The following is a 16831-nucleotide window of genomic DNA, read 5'->3' on the forward strand; positions in this document are numbered from 1 at the left end:
ATACATACGTATTTATTTCAACCCATGGCCTTCGGATTCCAGGGCACAATGCCGTCCGGAACGCCAGCCATGGGCAGAAAACCGACCATCACCCGCGACAGACTGCTCGACCTCGCGCAGCAGATCGTCCGCGCCGAGGGCGCCCGGGGCCTCACCATCGATGCCCTGGCCAGGGCGGCCGGCATTTCCAAGGGGGGCGTGCAGTATTCCTTCGCCTCCAAGGAAGACCTCGTCCGCGGGCTGGTCGCGCGCTGGACGCAGGCGTTCGACGCGGCGATGGCGGCGCAGGACACCGGCACCTGTGCCCTCGGCTTTGTCCGCGGCTACATCGGCGCCATGCGGTCTTCCGACACCGCCACGGACGCGAAAATGGCGGGCCTGCTCATCGCCTACCTGCAGGACCCCGACAACCTGCGCGACATGCGGGCGTGGTACGAGCAAGCCCTCGCCCGCCTGGGCGGCACCACGCCCCAGGCACGCGCGGCCCGCGTCGCTTTCCTCGCCGTGGAAGGCCTGTTCCTGCTGAGGATCGGCGGCATCGACGACAGCGCGCGCTGGCTGGCCCTGCTGGACGATATCGACGCCCTCCTCGGCCAGATCACGGGCACCTGACGGTTTCCCAGCTCATCTGTAAGCAGCTGTGCGCGGCCTGCGGCGAAAACGCCCGCCGATGGCATTCCGGCCAGCCACGCTGCCCCCGGCGGGCGACGGAAACGACGCCATGCGGCCGAGCAACCCCCTGAACACGCGCTTACAAGGCCTCCCGGATCCGGTGCCTATCATGCGGCCGCCTTCCGCGGAGCGGAATTGTGTACGCCACTCGCCTCTCCGCCGGCGGGCCAGATCCATGTCCAACACCCTCGGGGAGAAAAAACACATGCACACATCCTTCCACCATCGGTGCCTGCGCGGGCTCGCCGGCACCCTGGCGCTCGCCGCACTGGCGGCATGCGGCGGAGGCGGCGGCACAACTGCCGACACCGCGCGCAGCGAGCCCGCCAGCGCCGCGGCCCAGGCGGCGCCCACCGACGCGAATGCAGCGGTCACCGCAGACACCCGTGCCACGGCGGCGAGCTGCGACGCCCCGACCCCGATGGCCGTACCGGCCACCGGCACCGTGGTCGGCAACGGCACGCCCCAGAGCTGCACGCTGCAGGCCCTCGCCCAGGCCGTGGAGACCGGCGGCCATGTCACCTTCGCCTGCGGCAGCGCGCCCGTCACCATCGCCGTCACGCGCGAACTGCGCGCGCCGCAGAACACGGTGATCGACGGCGGCAACCTCGTCACCCTGGACGGCGGCGGCAAGAACCGCATCCTCGTGTCCGGCAACAACCGCTCCCTGTCGGTGCGCAACCTGCGCTTCATCAACGGCACGGCCGCGCAGACCATGGAGGGCGAAGGCATCGGCGGCGCCGTCTCCGGCCCCTACCTGAACCGCATCGAGGTGATCCACAGCACCTTCGAGAACAACAACGCCGGCCGTGGCGGCGGCGCGGTGGGGGTGGGCACCGCCGGCTCGCTGGTGATCTCAGGCAGCACCTTCAAGAACAATGGCGCGTGGTACGGGGGCGCGGTGTACAGCCTGCTGTCGCCGCTCACGGTGGTCAATTCGGTCTTCCAGGGCAACAGCGCCAACACCAGTGGCAAGCTCGGCGACGGCGGCGCCATCGGCACCGACGGAGCCTCCGCCAGCCCGAACGACTCCGAGGGCGGCGAGGTGCGCATCTGCGGCACGCAGATCACCGGCAACACCGGACGCGGCAACGGCGGCGGTGCCTATCTCTGGGTGTACCCGCCCGACAAGATCACCATCGACCGCACCACCGTGGCCAACAACCATGCGGAACCCAATGGCCGCAACAACCCCGGCACCGGCGGCGGCATGCGCGTGAGCAACGGTGCGATCACCATCCGCGATTCGAGCTTCCTCGCCAACGCCAGCGACGGCAACGGCGGCGCGCTCTACCTGGAGTGCGCCCCCAGCTGCGCCATCCGCAACAGCACCTTCCAGGGCAACTCCGCCAAGTCCTACGGCGGGGCCATCTTCGGCGACGGCCACCAGGACAGCAACGTCACCTTCGCCGGCAACAGCGCGGGCGGACACGGCGGCGCGCTCTTCGGCAAGAACTTCACGCTGCGCAATACCGTGTTCGTGGACAACACCGCCGGCAACCCCTGGAAGCAGGCGCTGTCGTGCAGCAGCACCGGCACGGGCGACCACGTCGTGCAGTGGCAAAACGCCACGGCCAACGGCGGCGGCGACCGCTGCATCCAGAACGTGACGGCCGCCAACCCGCTGCTCGCCGCCCCGGCCGACAACGGCGGCCCCACGCCGACCATGCTGCCCGGCTCCGGCAGCGCCGTGCTGAAGGCCGGCGCCGGCTGCGAAGCCACCGACCAGCGCGGCGTGGCGCGCGACACCAGCCGCTGCGACATCGGGGCCGTGGAAGTGCGCTGAACGCCACCCTGACGCCCCCCCGCCGCCGCCTCCGGCACCGGCGGGGGGCGGGTCAGCGCATCTGAGCGAGCATGCCGGCGTAGCCCTGCTCGTAGCGGCCGAAATGGCCCGACATCTGTGTACTGCGCAATGCGTCCTCTTCCGAAGCGATCGCCGGCTCGGCATATCCTTCCGGGGTAATCCGGCAGTTCCACGAACCCGGGTTGTCGATGCCCTCCTCCTGCAACGCCGGGCGCGCCTCCAGATAGGCGGCCTGGCAGGCGCGTATGGTGTTGTATTCGACCCGCTCCATGCCGTCGGCGAATTCACGGGGAGTCATCCGGGTTCTTGCCGCCGCTTCATAGTGCGCAGCGAATGCATTCGCCAGGGAGGCATTGGTCAGTTCGAAAGCGAGAATGGCCACGGCATGGGAGCGGCTGCGCATGTAGATATCGCCCAGGACCACGGTCCGCTGCAAGGTATCGCAATACCCGGTAGCCACCTCGGGATCGACGCGGATGTTCACCGGGCCGCCTGCCTGGACTGCCTGCATGGTCTGGCGAAAGGTCGGAGAATGCGCGAACACGAAGAAGAGATCCTGGATCGCCTGGGTAATCCTCTGGTCATCCGTGTCGTATCGCAGCGACGAGGACACGTTGAGCCATGCGTGGGCCACCTGTGGGGTCACGGTGGATGAAGGGACAGCATGCGAGACAGCGCTTGCGTGCATGGCCGCCGGAACTCCCCACGCCGGCGCCATCGCCATTGCCATCGGAGCTTCGTGGTGGTGGCCGCTCGCGCGGCGCGGAAGGGACGGCAACGCTTCGCGCAGCGCATGGGTGGAAAACGAAGAGGAGCCCCGAGGGGACTCAGGGGGCGATCCGGCGGAATTGCCGCGCGCAGCGGTCTGGTGCCGGAAAGCGGCATAGGCCGCGGGATCGTACAAGGCGGGAGAGGTCTGAAAGAAGTCCATCACAGTGAAAGCAGAAAGCTACTTTCACGATCTTCGCGCCCCGCCGGGCGACCCCGGCAGCGCAGCGCGAATGCCTCTTCAGCCGCGCGAACGGCGTCTTACGGCCGCCGCATCTCGCACCGCGAGGGCATCTCGGCCTGCTCCGCCGCGATCCGCCGCACCACGCGGAACCCGTAGCCCGAACCCTCCACGTCGAACGGCACGCCCGGCGTGCCCGCGCGCTCCATCACGCCGACCACCAGCGGCTGCTGGAACTGGTGGTCGGCGGCGCGCATGGCGCCGGCCTGCCCGGCCAGCTGCACGCGCGAGCTTTCCATCGCGCGGGCGACGGCGGTGGTGTCGGTCGTGCCGGCGCGCTCCATCGATTCGGCGAGCGATTCGACCATGAGCTGCATGCGCATGTGCACGTAGTCGTCGGCGGGGCTGGGAAACCGCTGGCGGAACGACCGGTAGAAGGCCTCGCTCTCCTTCGTGGGCACGTTGGGCAGCCAGTCGGCCACCGCCACGACCTTGTCCACTCCGGCGTCGCTCAGGGCCGCGGGCGCCCCCAGGGCATTGCCGTAGAAGGTGTAGAAGGTGCCGGCATAGCCCACCTCGCGCGCGGCCTTGACCAGCAGCGTGAGGTCGTTGCCCCAGTTGCCGGTGACCACGGCCTGCGCGCCGCTGGCCTGGATCTTCACCGCATAGGGCGCGAAATCCTTCACGCGGCCCACGGGATGCAGTTCCTCGCCGAGGATCTTCACGTCCGGCCGCTGCGCGGCCAGCTGGCGCCGCGCCTCGCGCAGCACGGCCTGGCCGAAGCTGTAGTCCTGGCCGATCAGGTACACGCCCTGCAGGTCATTGTCGGCACGGATGGCCTGCATCAGGGCCGCCATGCGCATGTCGGCATGGGCATCGAAGCGGAAGTGCCAGAAGCTGCACTTTTCGTTGGTCAGGATGGGATCGACGGCGGAATAGTTCAGGAACAGCACGCGCCGCGCCGGATCTCGCTCGTTGTGCTTGTTGATGGCCTCTATCAGCACGGCCGCCGTGGCCGACGAATTGCCCTGCAGCACGACGCGCGCGCCGGCATCGATGGCCGCGCGCAGCGCGGACAGCGCCTCCTCGTTCTGGCCCTTGCTGTCGTAGCGCTCCAGCACCAGCGGGCGCGCACCGCCCGCCGCGGCGGGCAGCTTCACGCCGCCACGGGCATTCACCCGCTCGGTGGCCCAGAGCACATTGCGGTACACGGCCTCACCCGTGTTGGCGAACGGGCCGGACAGGCTTTCGATCAGCGCGATCCTGATGGGCGCGGCAGCGGGCGACGGCGCCGACGCGGCAGGCGTGGACGCGGAGGCCGCGCCGGCCGGCTGAACAGCGCCCAGCATCGCAAGGGTGGCCGCGAGCGCGGCGGCAGCGTGGCGGGCCACGGCAGGTGCCGGGAACGAGAGGCGCGGAATGAAAGCGTTCATGGAAGCGGTGAGGGAATGGCGCGAAGGGGCACCCGCGCGGCCCGGGGGGCGTCTCGCCGGAACGGCAGCGCCGGGCCCGGACCGGTGGCGGGACCGCGGCGGGCGGTGCCGCCCCGGCCAGGTCGGTCAGGGAGAGATGGTAGGTGGCCCCGAGGGAATCGCGGGCGCCGAGGCCGCGGAAGCGGGCGGGACCGGCGGCGTCGCGAACACGGGGTACGGCAGCACCTCGGGCAGCGGGTCGGAGGCCGGCGCGCGCTGCGGTGCGACCGGAGAGGTTTTGACAGGGCCTTCGGCCGGATCCTTCACCTCGCCGGACTCGCGCGCCTCGCGCACCATGGCCTCGGTATCGGGCGTCTTGGGCACCTTGGGCGAGGCCTGCCCCACCTCCGTGGGTGCCTCGCGCGGCGGAATGAATCGGTCGAAGACCTGGAAGAAACGGTCGTAGAAGCGTGCGTCGGTGACGGTTTCGCTGCCCACCTTCACAAGGGTGTCGTCGCTGGCCGTCACGGGCAGCGACAGCGAGCCCAGCGCCCCCACGCCAAGGGAGGCCGAATTGTTGATCTTCTTGATGACGTAGCGGTCCTGCAGTGCACTGGCGAAGACCGCCGTGCGCTGCTTCTCCGGCCCTTCGGAGGCGCAGACGACGCGCATCTCCACCTGGTAGTGGATGTCGGTGGACGGCTGGAAGTACTTGCGGCCGGCCACCACTTCCGCGCTGGCAGTGCCCACGAGGTAGCCCTGGCTCAGCAGCGCGCGGCGGGCGCCCTCGCACACTCTGGCGGGGGGCGCGTCGATGTGGCGCGTGTAGATGCTGGCGCTGGTGTTGAAATCGTCGGGATCGAAGCGGGAGGCCCGGTCCAGGCCCGGCATGGAGTTGGGCACCCCCGTGCAGCCGGCGAGCATGGCGACGGCAGCCGCGGCAGCGGCCGCACGCAGCGGGCGGTCATACGGGTGGGGGTGCGGGCGGGAATGCGGTCGCAGGATGTCTTGAAGGCAAAAAGGCATGGGCTTGGCGGCAGGATTCCTGACCCTGCATTGTGCTGGTTGCGATTTCGCGCGGTTGCGAAGGGGTTGTAACCTCTCGCAACACAGGGTGCGATTCTGCCGTGGCACGCAGGGTTCCCTGCGCGAAAAAACCCCTTGAAAAGCGCTGGGGCATGCGCATCTGCATCCCAAGCGGCGAACCCGGGCGCCGCGTCCCACAGTGTTCCAGGCGCTCCGTGCGCCGCCCTTTTCAAGGAGTTCCTACATGTTCTTCGCCCCCGTCATCCGCCGCACCGCCTATGGCGCCCGTCCCGCCGCTCCTGCAGATTTCGCGCTGCAGCGCTTCATGCAGAGCACCCTGGCCAGCCAGGGCACCACGGTGTCGCAGGACGACAAGACCGTGACACTGCAGATCGACGTTCCGGGCCTGGCCCGCGAACAGCTCAACGTGACCATCGAGGGCCAGCAGGTGCGGCTCTCCAGCGTCGAAGGCGCGCCCCGACAGGTGCAGCGCGCCTGGGAACTGGCCGAAGAGATCGACGCATCCGCCAGTTCCGCCAGGCTCGAGAACGGCGTGCTCACGCTGGTACTCGCCAAGGCGGTGCCGCAAAGCCGCGCCACCCAACTCGCCATCGGCTGATCGGCGCATCCGGCTCCGCCCTCGGTTGTCGCCCTTGCGCCCGTGCCTTCGCTGGCCCGGGCGCTTTTTTTTGCCCGGGTCCCGCGTGCCTGGGCAGGTCCGCTACGCCAGTGCGTCCAGCGGCCAGCGCGGCTTCACGTCGAAAGCGTACTCGCGGTTGGGGGCCTCGCGCCCCGCCTGGAGGCGCATGGCGGCGGCCATCGCGATCATCGCGCCGTTGTCGGTGCACAGGTGCAATTCGGGATAGTGCACGCGCACGCCCATGCGGGCGCAGGCGGCATCCAGTTGCGCGCGCAACCGCCGGTTGGCCCCCACGCCGCCGGCCACCACCACGCGGCGCAGGCCGGACTGCTGCAGTGCCGCCAGGGTTTTCTTCACGAGCACGTCGACGATGGCCGCCTGCGTGCTGGCGGCCAGGTCGGCCTTGCGTGATGGAAGGTCGTCGCCGAGCTTCTTCGCCTGCGTGAGCACCGCCGTCTTGAGGCCGGCGAACGAGAAATCGAGGTTGCCGCTGTGCAGCAGAGGCCGCGGCAGCTTGAAGGCCGCGTCGTCGCCCTGCTCCGCCAGCCGGGACAGTGCGGGCCCGCCCGGGTATCCCAGGCCCAGCAGCTTCGCGGACTTGTCGAAGGCCTCACCGGCCGCATCGTCGATGGTCTCGCCCAGCAACTCGTAGCGGCCCACGCCGTCCACGCGCATCAACTGCGTGTGGCCGCCCGAGACCAGCAGCGCGACGAAGGGGAATTCCGGCGGGTCGGCGCTCAGGAAGGGCGACAGCAAATGGCCCTCCAGGTGGTGCACGCCCAGCACCGGCCTGTCCAGGGACGCACCCAGGGCGCAGGCCACGCCCGCCCCCACGAGCAGAGCACCGGCCAGGCCCGGCCCGCGCGTGTAGGCCACCACGTCCACCTCCGCGAGGCGGCAGTCTGCCTCGGCCAGCACGGTCTCGGTCAGCGGCAGCACGCGCCGGATGTGGTCGCGGCTCGCCAGCTCGGGCACCACGCCGCCGTAGGCCTGGTGCATTTCGATCTGGCTGTGCAGGGCATGGGCGAGCAGCGTGGGCACGCTGCCGTCCGCCGGCGCGCGCACCAGGGCCACGCCGGTTTCGTCGCAGGAGGATTCGATTCCGAGGATGAGCTGACTCTTGACCATAGGCGCGCAAGTGTAGGCGCCCTGGCCGGCCGCCGCCGCAACCCGTTCATTGCCGGCCTGCGGCGCCACCGCTCACCAGCGGTCGGACCGCATGCGCAGCTCCCACTGGCCCGCGCGCATGCCGTACACGCCGACGGCGCCGTAGCGCTGCTCGCCCTTGTCGTCCCACTTCATGGTGCCGGTGACGGGGGCGTAGCCGTTGATGGCGTGGAGCGCCTTCGTGATCTCGCGCGGATCGGCCGATTTGGCCTGCTGGATGGCCGCCGAGAGCACGTAGGTAGCGTCGTAGCTGTAGTGGCCTCCATAGGCCGGTGCCCGCTTGAAGGCGCGGTCGTAGCGGTCCAGGAACTGCCGGCCCGCGATGAACTCGCGCGCCTCCAGCACGGGCGAGGTGGCGTAGATGGCCGCCAGCTTGCGGTCGCCCTTGAGCATGTCGGTGGTCTTGATGGTGTCGCCGCCCAGGATGCTGACGCGGGTGTAGTTCGCCTGCACCAGCGCATCGATGAGGGCGAGCACCTGGAAGTCGTTGAGGGTGGTGACGATCACGTCCACCCGCTCCTGCTGGAGCTTGCCGGCGAGTGCCTTGAAGTCGGTGGTCTTGTCGTCGAAGGACTCGCGCACCGAGACCTTGCGCTTGTCCTGCGCGATCTGCGCCGCTGCACCGTCGGCCAGGCCCTTGCCGTACGGCGTGCCGTCGTCGAGCACGGCGTAGCTGGAGGCGGACAGCTGCGTTGCTGCGAAAGAGCCCATGGCGCGCGCCTGCAGGGCGTCGTTCGCGACGAGCCGGAAGGTGCCCGGGAATCCCAGCTCCGTGAAGTGCGGATGGGTGGAGATGGCCAGCTGCGGGATGCCCTTGGCGGCGTAGATGGGTGCGGCCTCGATGCTGACGCCGGAGTTCAGGTGGCCCACCACGGCCACCACGCCCGATTCGACCAGCTGTTGCGCCACGGTCTTGCCGGTGGCGGCGTCCGCGCGATCGTCCTGGGCCACCACCTCCAGGGTGACACGCTTGCCATCCACCATGAAGCCGGACTGGTTCAGTTCGTCCACCGCCAGCTTCACGCCATTGAGCATGTCCTGCCCCAGCGCCGCGAGCGGGCCCGACAGCGGCTGGGCCACGCCGATCTTCACCGTGTCCGGCACGCGGCTGCAGCCCGCCAGCGACAGCGCGGCGCACGCCATCGCCAGTCCCGCCAGAGCCGCGCGCCGGCCGTCCCGCCCCACCACCCCGTCCATCCCCTGCCTCGTCGTCTGCATCACGGTCGCTCCATCCATTGAGTTCGGTTGATTCATGGGACGCAAGGTATATAAGAGCCTTGCCCCGTACGCTATCGGGTAACTCCTGCCTGATAGCAAGTTCCAATCCCGGCACGACGCGGCCGCGTTGCACCAATTTGGCGTGTTTCTTGCTGTAGGCTGGGGATATGAACGAGTCGCTGCGCATCGTGGTGGTGGCCCCGGACCTGTCCACGCCCGGGGAGGAAGACGAGCATGCCCAGGAGCAGGCCGAGCGTTCGCGCGCGCTGCGCATCGGCCTGCTGGAAAACGGCTTCAACCTGGTGGCGACGCTGCCGGCGGACGTCTTCCTGAGCGAGCGCATCGCGCAGCTGCAGCCCGACATGGTGATCGTGGATGCGGAAAGCGCCGCGCGCGACGCACTGGAGCACGTGGTGATGGCCACGCGCGAGGCGCCCCGCCCCATCGTGCTGTTCACCAACGACGAGGACACCTCCCATGTGCGCGATGCCGTGGCCGCGGGCGTGACCGCCTACATCGTGGCCGGGCTCGCGCCGCAGCGCATCCGCCCGATCCTGGACGTGGCGATGGCACGCTTCCAGCACGAACAGGCCCTGAAGGCCGAACTGGCCGACGCCCGCGGCGCGCTGCAGGACCGCAAGACCATCGACCGCGCCAAGGGCCTGCTCATGCAGCGCCACGGCCTCACGGAGCAGGCCGCCTACGACAAGCTGCGCAAGCTCGCGATGGACAAGGGCCTGAAGCTGGCGGAAGTCGCCCAGCGCATGCTCGATGCCTTCGAGCTGCTGGGCTGACAGGGGGCGACGGCCGAGAAGAGGCTACATCAGTCCCTTGGCCTTCTCTTTCACCATCTTCTTGTAGAGCTCATAGACGGCCTTGCCCTCGTGGGGGGTCGCATTCAGTGCCGTGCCGTCCTTGATTTCTTTTTTGAGATTGTCGGGCAGCCCATGCGGATAGCTGTGCAGCAAGCCACCCGCTTTCGAGTTGCGCCAGAGCTGCTTTCTCATCTTGGGATCGCCACCGTCACCCGAGACGTGCCGTTCGTCGAGGGGGCCTCGGCCTTCGTACTTCGTGCTCGCGGAAAAGGTCAGCCCCCTGGGCGCCATGGAAGAAGACGATTCCGCCGCGGCCCTGGGTGGGCGGTTCGCAGCGCGCGGCGGGCTGGCGGAAAAGTCCCAACTGGCGACCTTGTCGTGGGATTCCTGCTGGGCACGCTCGGGCGAACTGTTCGGGGACACATTGAAGGTCGGGTACGGATTCCATCCGCCTCCTGTAACTCTGTTGAACATGGGTATTGCTGAGAAATTTAAGTGAAATTTCGCTGCACCGATGGACGATGCCACCGGGCAACACTGCCGCGATTTTTAGTGAATGCGACGCCCGGCGGCAGCGCAGGTCCGAAACGATGGCCCTCGATGCGAACTCCACGGGCCGGCATGCACAAACCCGTGGCGCCCTGCGCACGAAGAGGGTGCGCCGGGCTTGCGGCACTGCACCATTCAGGCCCTGCGCGCACGGCTTTCCGCATCACCCGCGGCATCGCGTCAGGAGCAAACCGCTGGTGAATCCTCTGGCATAGGCCTTGCATAACCCTCGCCAGCACCCATCGCTGGGTCTTCGGGCTTTCCATCCAACGGCGGATGGCGTCCCGACCACCGGACAAAGGCGTCCCCACCCCTCGCGGCCACCGCCGCGAGGCGGTGTGGACGCCTTTTTTATTTCACTCTTCAAGGAAGCCCCGATGACCGATCTCTCGAAAACCAGCCTCCACCGCCGCACCGTGCTGCAGGCCGCCGCGGTGGGCGCCGCGGGCGTGAGCCCGGCGCTGCGCTCCCTGGTGCATGCCGCGGGCTCCGATGCGCCCGAGAAGAAGGAAGTGAAGATCGGCTTCATCCCGCTCACGGACTGCGCCAGCGTGGTGATGGCCTCGGTGCTGGGCATCGACCAGAAGTACGGCGTGAAGATCATCCCCAGCAAGGAAGCCAGCTGGGCGGGTGTGCGCGACAAGCTGGTGAACGGCGAACTGGACTTCGCCCACGTGCTCTACGGCCTCGTCTATGGCGTGCACCTGGGCGTGGGCGGCCCCAAGAAGGACATGGCCGTGCTCATGACCCTCAACAACAACGGCCAGGCGATCACGCTCTCCAGGAAGCTCGCAGAGAAGGGCGCCGTGAACGGCGCCTCGCTCGCCAAGCTGATGGCCACGGAAAAACGCGAATACACCTTCGCGCAGACCTTCCCCACCGGCACGCACGCGATGTGGCTCTACTACTGGCTGGCGGCCAACGGCATCGACCCGATGAAGGGCGCCAAGGTGATCACCGTGCCGCCGCCGCAGATGGTGGCCAACATGCGCGTGGGCAACATGGACGGCTTCTGCGTGGGCGAGCCCTGGAACCACCGCGCCATCATGGACGGCATCGGCATCACCGCCACCACCACCCAGGCGATCTGGAAGGACCATCCCGAGAAGGTGCTCGGCACCACGTCGGAGTTCGTGCAGAAGTACCCCAACACGGCCCGCGCCGTGACCGCAGCCATCCTGGAGGCCGGCCGCTGGATCGACGAAAGCCTGGCCAACAAGAACAAGATGGCCGAGACCATCGCCGGCAAGGCCTACGTGAACACCGGCGTGGACGCCATCAACCAGCGCATCCTGGGCCGCTACCAGGACGGCCTGGGCAAGACCTGGGACGACCCGGACTACATGAAGTTCTACAACGACGGCGCGGTGAACTTCCCGTACCTGTCGGACGGCATGTGGTTCCTCACCCAGCACAAGCGCTGGGGGCTGATCAAGGACCACCCCGACTACCTCGGCGTCGCGAAGTCCATCAACCGCATCGACCTCTACAAGCAGGCCGCCGCGGCCGCCAAGGCCCCGCTGCCCAAGAGCGACATGCGCACCAGCAAGCTGGTGGACGGCATCGTCTGGGACGGCAAGGACCCCGCGAAATACGCGGACGGTTTCAAGATCAAGGCCTGAGCGCCGGCCCCCACCCCGATCACCCGCGAAGGAGTCCACCATGGTCAGCGCCGTCTTCCATGCTCCCCCGGAGCCCGCCACCGCAGCCACCGCCGCGCATTCCGCCCCGGCCCCCTCCTCCCCCGCACCCACAATGAAGACCGCCTCCCCGCCCGCCCCCGCAGCACCCGCCGCTGCCGTCCCGGCACCGCGCGACACCGCCGCCGCCCTGCGCCGTTTCTGGCTCGCGGTGCTGCCGCCCGCCTGCGGCATCGGCCTGCTGCTGGTGGTGTGGGCCATCGTCTCCACCACCACGGGCGGGAGCATTCCCAACCCGGCCGACACCTGGAAGCAGGCCGTGGAGATCTTCAGCGACCCGTTCTACCGCAACGGCCCCAACGACCAGGGCGTGGGCTGGAACGTGCTGGCCTCGCTCGAGCGCGTAGCCGTCGGCTTCGGCCTCGCCGCCGTGGTGGGCATCCCGGCCGGCTTCGTGATCGGGCGCTTCACCTTCCTCTCGCGCATGTTCAACCCGCTCATCAGCCTGCTGCGCCCGGTCTCGCCGCTGGCCTGGCTGCCGATCGGCCTGCTGGTCTTCAAGGGCGCGAACCCCGCGGCCATCTGGACCATCTTCATCTGCTCCATCTGGCCGATGATCATCAACACCGCCGTGGGCGTGCAGCGCGTGCCGCAGGACTACATGAACGTGGCCCGCGTGCTGAATCTCTCCGAATGGAAGATCGCCACCACCATCCTCTTCCCCTCGGTGCTGCCCTACATGCTCACCGGCGTGCGCCTGGCCGTCGGCACCGCGTGGCTGGTGATCGTCGCCGCCGAGATGCTGACCGGCGGCGTGGGCATCGGCTTCTGGGTGTGGGACGAGTGGAACAACCTGAACGTCAAGAACATCCTGATCGCGATCTTCGTGATCGGCATCGTCGGCCTGCTGCTCGAATACGCCCTCGTCAAGCTCGCCACGGCCTTCTCGTTCGAAGAGGTCAAGGCCTGATCCGGTCCGACCCGATCCACCCCACACCGGAGTTCCCCATGCATGCCTCCCTCAACACCAAGTTCATCGAAATCCAGGGCGTGGAGCAGACCTTCAAGACCACCAAGGGCCTGTTCCCCGCGCTGCGCGGCATCGACCTGGCGATCGCCAAGGGCGAGTTCGTCTCGCTTATCGGGCACTCGGGCTGCGGCAAATCCACCCTGCTGAACCTGATCGCGGGCCTGGCCACGCCCACGGCCGGCGCGCTGATCTGCGCCAACAAGGAAATCAAGGGCCCGGGTCCGGATCGCGCGGTCGTCTTCCAGAACCACTCCCTGCTGCCCTGGCTGACCTGCGAAGGCAACGTGTACCTGGCCGTGGAGCGCGTGTTCGGCGCCACCGAATCCAAGGCGCGCCTGAAGGAGCGCACCGCCGCCGCCCTGGCGCTGGTGGGCCTGAGCCACGCCGCGCACAAGCGCCCCGGCGAAATCTCCGGCGGCATGAAACAGCGCGTGGGCATCGCCCGGGCGCTGTCGATGGAGCCCCAGGTGCTGCTGATGGACGAACCCTTCGGCGCCCTGGACGCGCTCACCCGCGCCAAGCTGCAGGACGAGCTGCTGGAGATCGTGGCGCGCACGCAGAGCACCGTGGTGATGGTGACCCACGACGTGGACGAGGCCGTGCTGCTCTCCGACAAGATCGTGATGCTGACCAATGGGCCGGCGGCCACCATCGGCGAGGTGCTGGCGGTGGAGATTCCGCGGCCGCGCAGCCGGGTGCAACTGGCGGAGGATGCGGTGTACCTGCAGTGCCGGAAGGCGGTGATCGATTTTCTGTACACGCGGCAGGGGCATGTGGAGAAGGCGGCTTGAGGGTGTTGCCTGCCTCCGTGGCACTGTCAGCGTCGAGAGCACCCGGCCGAACCCAGGCTTCCCCGGCTGCTCCGTCCTCGCCCGGAATCCCCTCCGGGATCACCCAAATATATACATCGTATATATTTGAGGGATGCCAACGATCACCGCTCACGTTTTCATAGCCATCAGCCTGGACGGCTACATTGCCCGGAACGATGGAGACATCGACTGGCTGTTGCAGCGCGATGATCCGGTAGAGGACCATGGCTACCCGGCGTTCATTGCGGACAAAGGCGCGATCGTGATGGGGCGCGGCAGTTATGAGAAAGCACTGACCCTGGACCCGTGGCCTTACGACCGACCTGTCGTGGTGCTGTCCAGGCAGCTGGTCGGTGCCGCTGTTCCCGAGGCGTTGGAGGGCAAGGTCCGGTTCTCCAGTCGAACGCCCAGAGAAGAGATGCAGGAGCTGGCTCGGCAGGGCGTGCACCGGGTGTACGTCGATGGCGGCCAGGTGGTGCAGTCGTTTCTGCGCGACGGGCTGATTGCCGACATGGTGATCACCACCATCCCCGTGCTGATCGGATCGGGCAGGCCACTGTTCGGTGCGCTATCCCGTGACATCGGTCTGAAGCTGGTGTCCAGCCGCAGCTTCCCTTCGGGTTTGGTGCAATCCACCTACCAGCTGGCGCCATGACCCGCCCGCGCGGGCGCCCGACGCACGGGAAGGGAATGACGCGAGACGACGTCCTCGCCGCCGCCCTGCAGCTGCTGGATGAAAGTGGAGGTCACGGCTTGACGCTTCGCACCCTGGCCGCACGGCTGGGCGTCACGCCGATGAGCCTTTACCACCACGTTGGCGACCATGCCGGGTTGCTGCGCGCGCTGTCGGACCGGGTGTACGCGGAAGTCATGGCCGCGGTGGACGAGTTGCCGGACCGTCGGACAGAAATCCAGGAACTACTCTTTCGCTACTACCGTGCCGTGGGCCGCCATCCGCAGCTCACACTGGCGATCTTCACGACGCCGGAAGCCTTTGCAGGGGTGACCCGCCAGATCACCGATCGTCTGACAACCTTGCTTGCAGGGCTCACGGCCGAGCCCGTCCTGTGGCGTGACATTCTGGTTGACCATGCCCATGGCAGTGGCCTGGCCCTGGCCTCCGTGAGACATGAGCAGGCTGAGGCACTGCAGGAGCAATATCGACTGGCCCTCGATCGCTTGCTCAATCACCTGGTGGAAAAGGAACGGGCCGGCACACATGGGCACGTGTCGCCGTTGGCTAGTCATATGCACGATCCTGTTCCTATCCCCAGAGATAAGCGATAGGACGGGGCTGGGGAATCAAGGGGCTATCTCATCTGCCGGACTTCGCCCAAATACCTTCCCCCATCACCGCCGCGTTAATCAACCGCCCGTGCTCCAGGCGGTAGATATCGCTATGGCTTCCACCACCCGTACCGTAAGCGCTTTCTGAAATCAGCTCGGACGCGTCGATGTAGTAAATATTGGAAGTCCCGGGCTGCTTTGCCTCGATGTGTCCGCTGGCCCGGGCGACCGCGCAATGAGCAAGGCGTGGACCTTGGTGATAGGGTCCGCAAAACTTCCTGTGACTCTTTTCCTCGCCCAGGTAGGTGCCCCAGAACGGCAGGGGCACCGCGGTGTCGCCTGCCGAGGCGGTAATGACGAAACGTTTGGCTTGAGGACATCCTTTGGGATAGACAACGTTCTGCAGCACACTGGTGCGGCCGAAGATCCGCTCGGACAGGTAAGCCGGCTGCAAATTCACAAGGACGTCGATCTCAGCAAGTGGTGCGACAGAGGCCTCTTTCGGGCGAACGACGGCAGGGCCTGCGCAGACCGCCACGGAACTCGCCTTGGCGCCAAAGCTGTGGCCCAGCACGACCACTGGTTTGGGCGGCATGTCTGGCAGGTTTTCGTGCAGTTTCTCGCGCACGGTGGGCAACGTGTCGTGCAGGAGCACGCCGAGCCAAGACATTCCGACCTCGTCGGCATCGCCCGCTTTCGTCGGAAAACTGAGGATCTTCACTGCCGGATCGATCCAATCGCTACTCCACTGGCTGGGCCATGTGACACCGATTACCAATGGGTTGAAGCGCTCGGGAGACGACGGCTGCTCGTCGCTTGCCCGACTCATGTTCCAGACCAGCGAATTGATATTCCGTACTGCCTCTTCCTGCACGGTATTCCAACCCATGACGATCACAACGATGTGCGTGTAGGCTGGGCCGCTGCCGGAATCAGGCTTCGAGCTACCGACCGAGGGCTGTGCTGCGGTCGGTTTCTGCCGGGTCTGAATGCGGCGCTGCATGTCGTTGGCCAACCCATCGAGCGCCTTCCAGCTATTGGAAAACACTTCACTCGGATGCCAAATGGTTGGGGCCAGATCGCTACATGCCGGGACCAGCTGCCGGGCCGCCGACTCGGGCGACTGCACATAGGCATTGAAGAGCGTGCAATTTCCTGATCGAAGCGCGTCGGCATGATGCCGGATGACATGGGTGACAGCCATCACCTTGCCATCGTTGAATTTTGCTTGGAGCGCCTCGTCCGCCAAGCCGTACTCGGGGCGATTTTTTACGACGACACCGTCCTTCGGGCGCCGCACCTTCTCGATCCCGATCAAGTAGCCGTCGAAACGCGGTGCGATCTCGAACGGATAGTAGAGCGCACTATGAAACTGGCGAGTGATAGGCCCATCGGTGCTCAGCGCAACCTCTTCCGTCTCAAGGCGTCGCGACGTATTGGCACAGCCCACCAGAGACACCATCACGAGTGTCAAGGCAAGAAACTTCGACTTTATAAGCGGCTGTTCCCAATGCATGCCGGCGAGGACTTGCAGCTGTACTCGTCGCAGAAAGCTGCCGATGGGCTCTCGACGGCCTCTGTGCCTTCCGCCGTCCACGACAACCTGGACATCGCGATCAAGGTTGTACAGTCGATTTGCGCAACGGCCGATGCCTGTGAAACTGGCCTCCAGCCCTTTTAATATGCTGATCATTCTGCAGCATTTCATGCTGAATCCCCCCCTGCTTATAGCCGCCAGGGTATACATACAGTCGGGCTTTAGCAAGCAGATTGCATGGCGCATCGCGTAAACCCCAGACGCTCGGTA

At 67.1% G+C, this 16831-nt stretch carries 16 protein-coding genes; 9 read left to right on the plus strand and 7 right to left on the minus strand.

What is annotated here, in order from left to right; translation table 11 throughout:
- Nucleotides 1–69: 69 nt before the first annotated feature.
- A complete protein-coding gene (locus tag ACAV_RS14825; RefSeq protein WP_041828787.1) occupies nt 70–612 on the plus strand; it encodes a TetR/AcrR family transcriptional regulator in 543 nt (180 codons plus the stop codon).
- Between the two features lie 265 nt (nt 613–877).
- A complete protein-coding gene (locus ACAV_RS14830; protein ID WP_157768774.1) occupies nt 878–2458 on the plus strand; it encodes a choice-of-anchor Q domain-containing protein in 1581 nt (526 codons plus the stop codon).
- Between the two features lie 52 nt (nt 2459–2510).
- Here the strand turns inward: ACAV_RS14830 and ACAV_RS14835 are convergent, their stop codons facing one another.
- From ACAV_RS14835 to ACAV_RS14845, 3 genes are all read right to left on the minus strand, one after another.
- On the minus strand, nt 2511–3410 hold the full coding sequence (locus tag ACAV_RS14835; RefSeq protein ID WP_041828788.1) for a hypothetical protein: 900 nt from the start codon (nt 3408–3410) through the stop codon (nt 2511–2513).
- A 98-nt stretch (nt 3411–3508) separates the two neighbouring features.
- Nucleotides 3509–4861: a branched-chain amino acid ABC transporter substrate-binding protein gene (locus ACAV_RS14840; protein ID WP_013595389.1), complete on the minus strand. Its 1353-nt coding sequence runs from the start codon at nt 4859–4861 to the stop codon at nt 3509–3511.
- Between the two features lie 126 nt (nt 4862–4987).
- Complete coding sequence (locus tag ACAV_RS14845; protein ID WP_013595390.1) at nt 4988–5866, minus strand: DUF2242 domain-containing protein; 879 nt, start codon at nt 5864–5866, stop codon at nt 4988–4990.
- 244 nt (nt 5867–6110) lie between these two features.
- Between ACAV_RS14845 and ACAV_RS14850 the strand changes: the two genes are divergently transcribed.
- Entirely contained in the window at nt 6111–6485 is a 375-nt protein-coding gene (locus tag ACAV_RS14850) for an Hsp20/alpha crystallin family protein (RefSeq protein ID WP_013595391.1), read from the plus strand.
- A 102-nt stretch (nt 6486–6587) separates the two neighbouring features.
- Here ACAV_RS14850 and tsaD read toward each other — a convergent pair whose 3' ends face one another.
- The gene (gene tsaD, locus ACAV_RS14855; RefSeq protein WP_013595392.1) at nt 6588–7634 is read right to left on the minus strand and encodes a tRNA (adenosine(37)-N6)-threonylcarbamoyltransferase complex transferase subunit TsaD; all 1047 of its coding nucleotides are present in this window, start codon (nt 7632–7634) and stop codon (nt 6588–6590) included.
- 72 nt (nt 7635–7706) lie between these two features.
- Entirely contained in the window at nt 7707–8891 is a 1185-nt protein-coding gene (locus ACAV_RS14860; RefSeq protein WP_013595393.1) for a branched-chain amino acid ABC transporter substrate-binding protein, read from the minus strand.
- Nucleotides 8892–9058: 167 nt separating this feature from the next.
- Between ACAV_RS14860 and ACAV_RS14865 the strand changes: the two genes are divergently transcribed.
- On the plus strand, nt 9059–9685 hold the full coding sequence (locus ACAV_RS14865) for an ANTAR domain-containing response regulator (protein ID WP_011795264.1): 627 nt from the start codon (nt 9059–9061) through the stop codon (nt 9683–9685).
- Nucleotides 9686–9709: 24 nt separating this feature from the next.
- Here ACAV_RS14865 and ACAV_RS14870 read toward each other — a convergent pair whose 3' ends face one another.
- On the minus strand, nt 9710–10180 hold the full coding sequence (locus ACAV_RS14870; protein WP_013595394.1) for a hypothetical protein: 471 nt from the start codon (nt 10178–10180) through the stop codon (nt 9710–9712).
- A gap of 452 nt (nt 10181–10632) precedes the next feature.
- On the opposite strand from ACAV_RS14870, the gene ACAV_RS14875 reads away from it, so the two are divergent.
- The 5 genes from ACAV_RS14875 (at nt 10633) to ACAV_RS14895 (ending at nt 15024) form a co-directional block, all read left to right on the plus strand.
- On the plus strand, nt 10633–11877 hold the full coding sequence (locus ACAV_RS14875) for a CmpA/NrtA family ABC transporter substrate-binding protein (protein WP_013595395.1): 1245 nt from the start codon (nt 10633–10635) through the stop codon (nt 11875–11877).
- Between the two features lie 40 nt (nt 11878–11917).
- Nucleotides 11918–12865: a nitrate ABC transporter permease gene (gene ntrB / locus ACAV_RS14880; protein WP_013595396.1), complete on the plus strand. Its 948-nt coding sequence runs from the start codon at nt 11918–11920 to the stop codon at nt 12863–12865.
- A 38-nt stretch (nt 12866–12903) separates the two neighbouring features.
- Complete coding sequence (locus ACAV_RS14885) at nt 12904–13716, plus strand: ABC transporter ATP-binding protein (RefSeq protein ID WP_013595397.1); 813 nt, start codon at nt 12904–12906, stop codon at nt 13714–13716.
- A gap of 133 nt (nt 13717–13849) precedes the next feature.
- The gene (locus ACAV_RS14890) at nt 13850–14392 is read left to right on the plus strand and encodes a dihydrofolate reductase family protein (RefSeq protein ID WP_013595398.1); all 543 of its coding nucleotides are present in this window, start codon (nt 13850–13852) and stop codon (nt 14390–14392) included.
- Entirely contained in the window at nt 14389–15024 is a 636-nt protein-coding gene (locus tag ACAV_RS14895; protein ID WP_013595399.1) for a TetR/AcrR family transcriptional regulator, read from the plus strand. The genes ACAV_RS14890 and ACAV_RS14895 overlap by 4 nt, the downstream gene beginning before the upstream one ends.
- A gap of 28 nt (nt 15025–15052) precedes the next feature.
- Here the strand turns inward: ACAV_RS14895 and ACAV_RS14900 are convergent, their stop codons facing one another.
- The gene (locus ACAV_RS14900; protein ID WP_157768775.1) at nt 15053–16717 is read right to left on the minus strand and encodes a hypothetical protein; all 1665 of its coding nucleotides are present in this window, start codon (nt 16715–16717) and stop codon (nt 15053–15055) included.
- Nucleotides 16718–16831 lie beyond the last annotated feature (114 nt).

The organism is Paracidovorax avenae ATCC 19860, from assembly GCF_000176855.2.
GTDB classification, from domain to species: domain Bacteria; phylum Pseudomonadota; class Gammaproteobacteria; order Burkholderiales; family Burkholderiaceae_C; genus Paracidovorax; species Paracidovorax avenae.

Excerpts from the sequence above, each read along its gene's own strand:
- ACAV_RS14895 (WP_013595399.1), top strand. The coding sequence starts at position 14,389 with ATGACCCGCCCGCGCGGGCGCCCGACGCACGGGAAGGGAATGACGCGA.
- ACAV_RS14845 (WP_013595390.1), bottom strand. The coding sequence starts at position 5,866 with ATGCCTTTTTGCCTTCAAGACATCCTGCGACCGCATTCCCGCCCGCAC.
- ACAV_RS14825 (WP_041828787.1), top strand. The coding sequence starts at position 70 with ATGGGCAGAAAACCGACCATCACCCGCGACAGACTGCTCGACCTCGCG.
- ACAV_RS14835 (WP_041828788.1), bottom strand. The coding sequence starts at position 3,410 with ATGGACTTCTTTCAGACCTCTCCCGCCTTGTACGATCCCGCGGCCTAT.
- ACAV_RS14850 (WP_013595391.1), top strand. The coding sequence starts at position 6,111 with ATGTTCTTCGCCCCCGTCATCCGCCGCACCGCCTATGGCGCCCGTCCC.
- ACAV_RS14885 (WP_013595397.1), top strand. The coding sequence starts at position 12,904 with ATGCATGCCTCCCTCAACACCAAGTTCATCGAAATCCAGGGCGTGGAG.
- ntrB (WP_013595396.1), top strand. The coding sequence starts at position 11,918 with ATGGTCAGCGCCGTCTTCCATGCTCCCCCGGAGCCCGCCACCGCAGCC.
- ACAV_RS14860 (WP_013595393.1), bottom strand. The coding sequence starts at position 8,891 with ATGCAGACGACGAGGCAGGGGATGGACGGGGTGGTGGGGCGGGACGGC.
- ACAV_RS14840 (WP_013595389.1), bottom strand. The coding sequence starts at position 4,861 with ATGAACGCTTTCATTCCGCGCCTCTCGTTCCCGGCACCTGCCGTGGCC.
- ACAV_RS14900 (WP_157768775.1), bottom strand. The coding sequence starts at position 16,717 with ATGATCAGCATATTAAAAGGGCTGGAGGCCAGTTTCACAGGCATCGGC.
- ACAV_RS14875 (WP_013595395.1), top strand. The coding sequence starts at position 10,633 with ATGACCGATCTCTCGAAAACCAGCCTCCACCGCCGCACCGTGCTGCAG.
- ACAV_RS14865 (WP_011795264.1), top strand. The coding sequence starts at position 9,059 with ATGAACGAGTCGCTGCGCATCGTGGTGGTGGCCCCGGACCTGTCCACG.
- tsaD (WP_013595392.1), bottom strand. The coding sequence starts at position 7,634 with ATGGTCAAGAGTCAGCTCATCCTCGGAATCGAATCCTCCTGCGACGAA.
- ACAV_RS14890 (WP_013595398.1), top strand. The coding sequence starts at position 13,850 with ATGCCAACGATCACCGCTCACGTTTTCATAGCCATCAGCCTGGACGGC.
- ACAV_RS14830 (WP_157768774.1), top strand. The coding sequence starts at position 878 with ATGCACACATCCTTCCACCATCGGTGCCTGCGCGGGCTCGCCGGCACC.
- ACAV_RS14870 (WP_013595394.1), bottom strand. The coding sequence starts at position 10,180 with ATGTTCAACAGAGTTACAGGAGGCGGATGGAATCCGTACCCGACCTTC.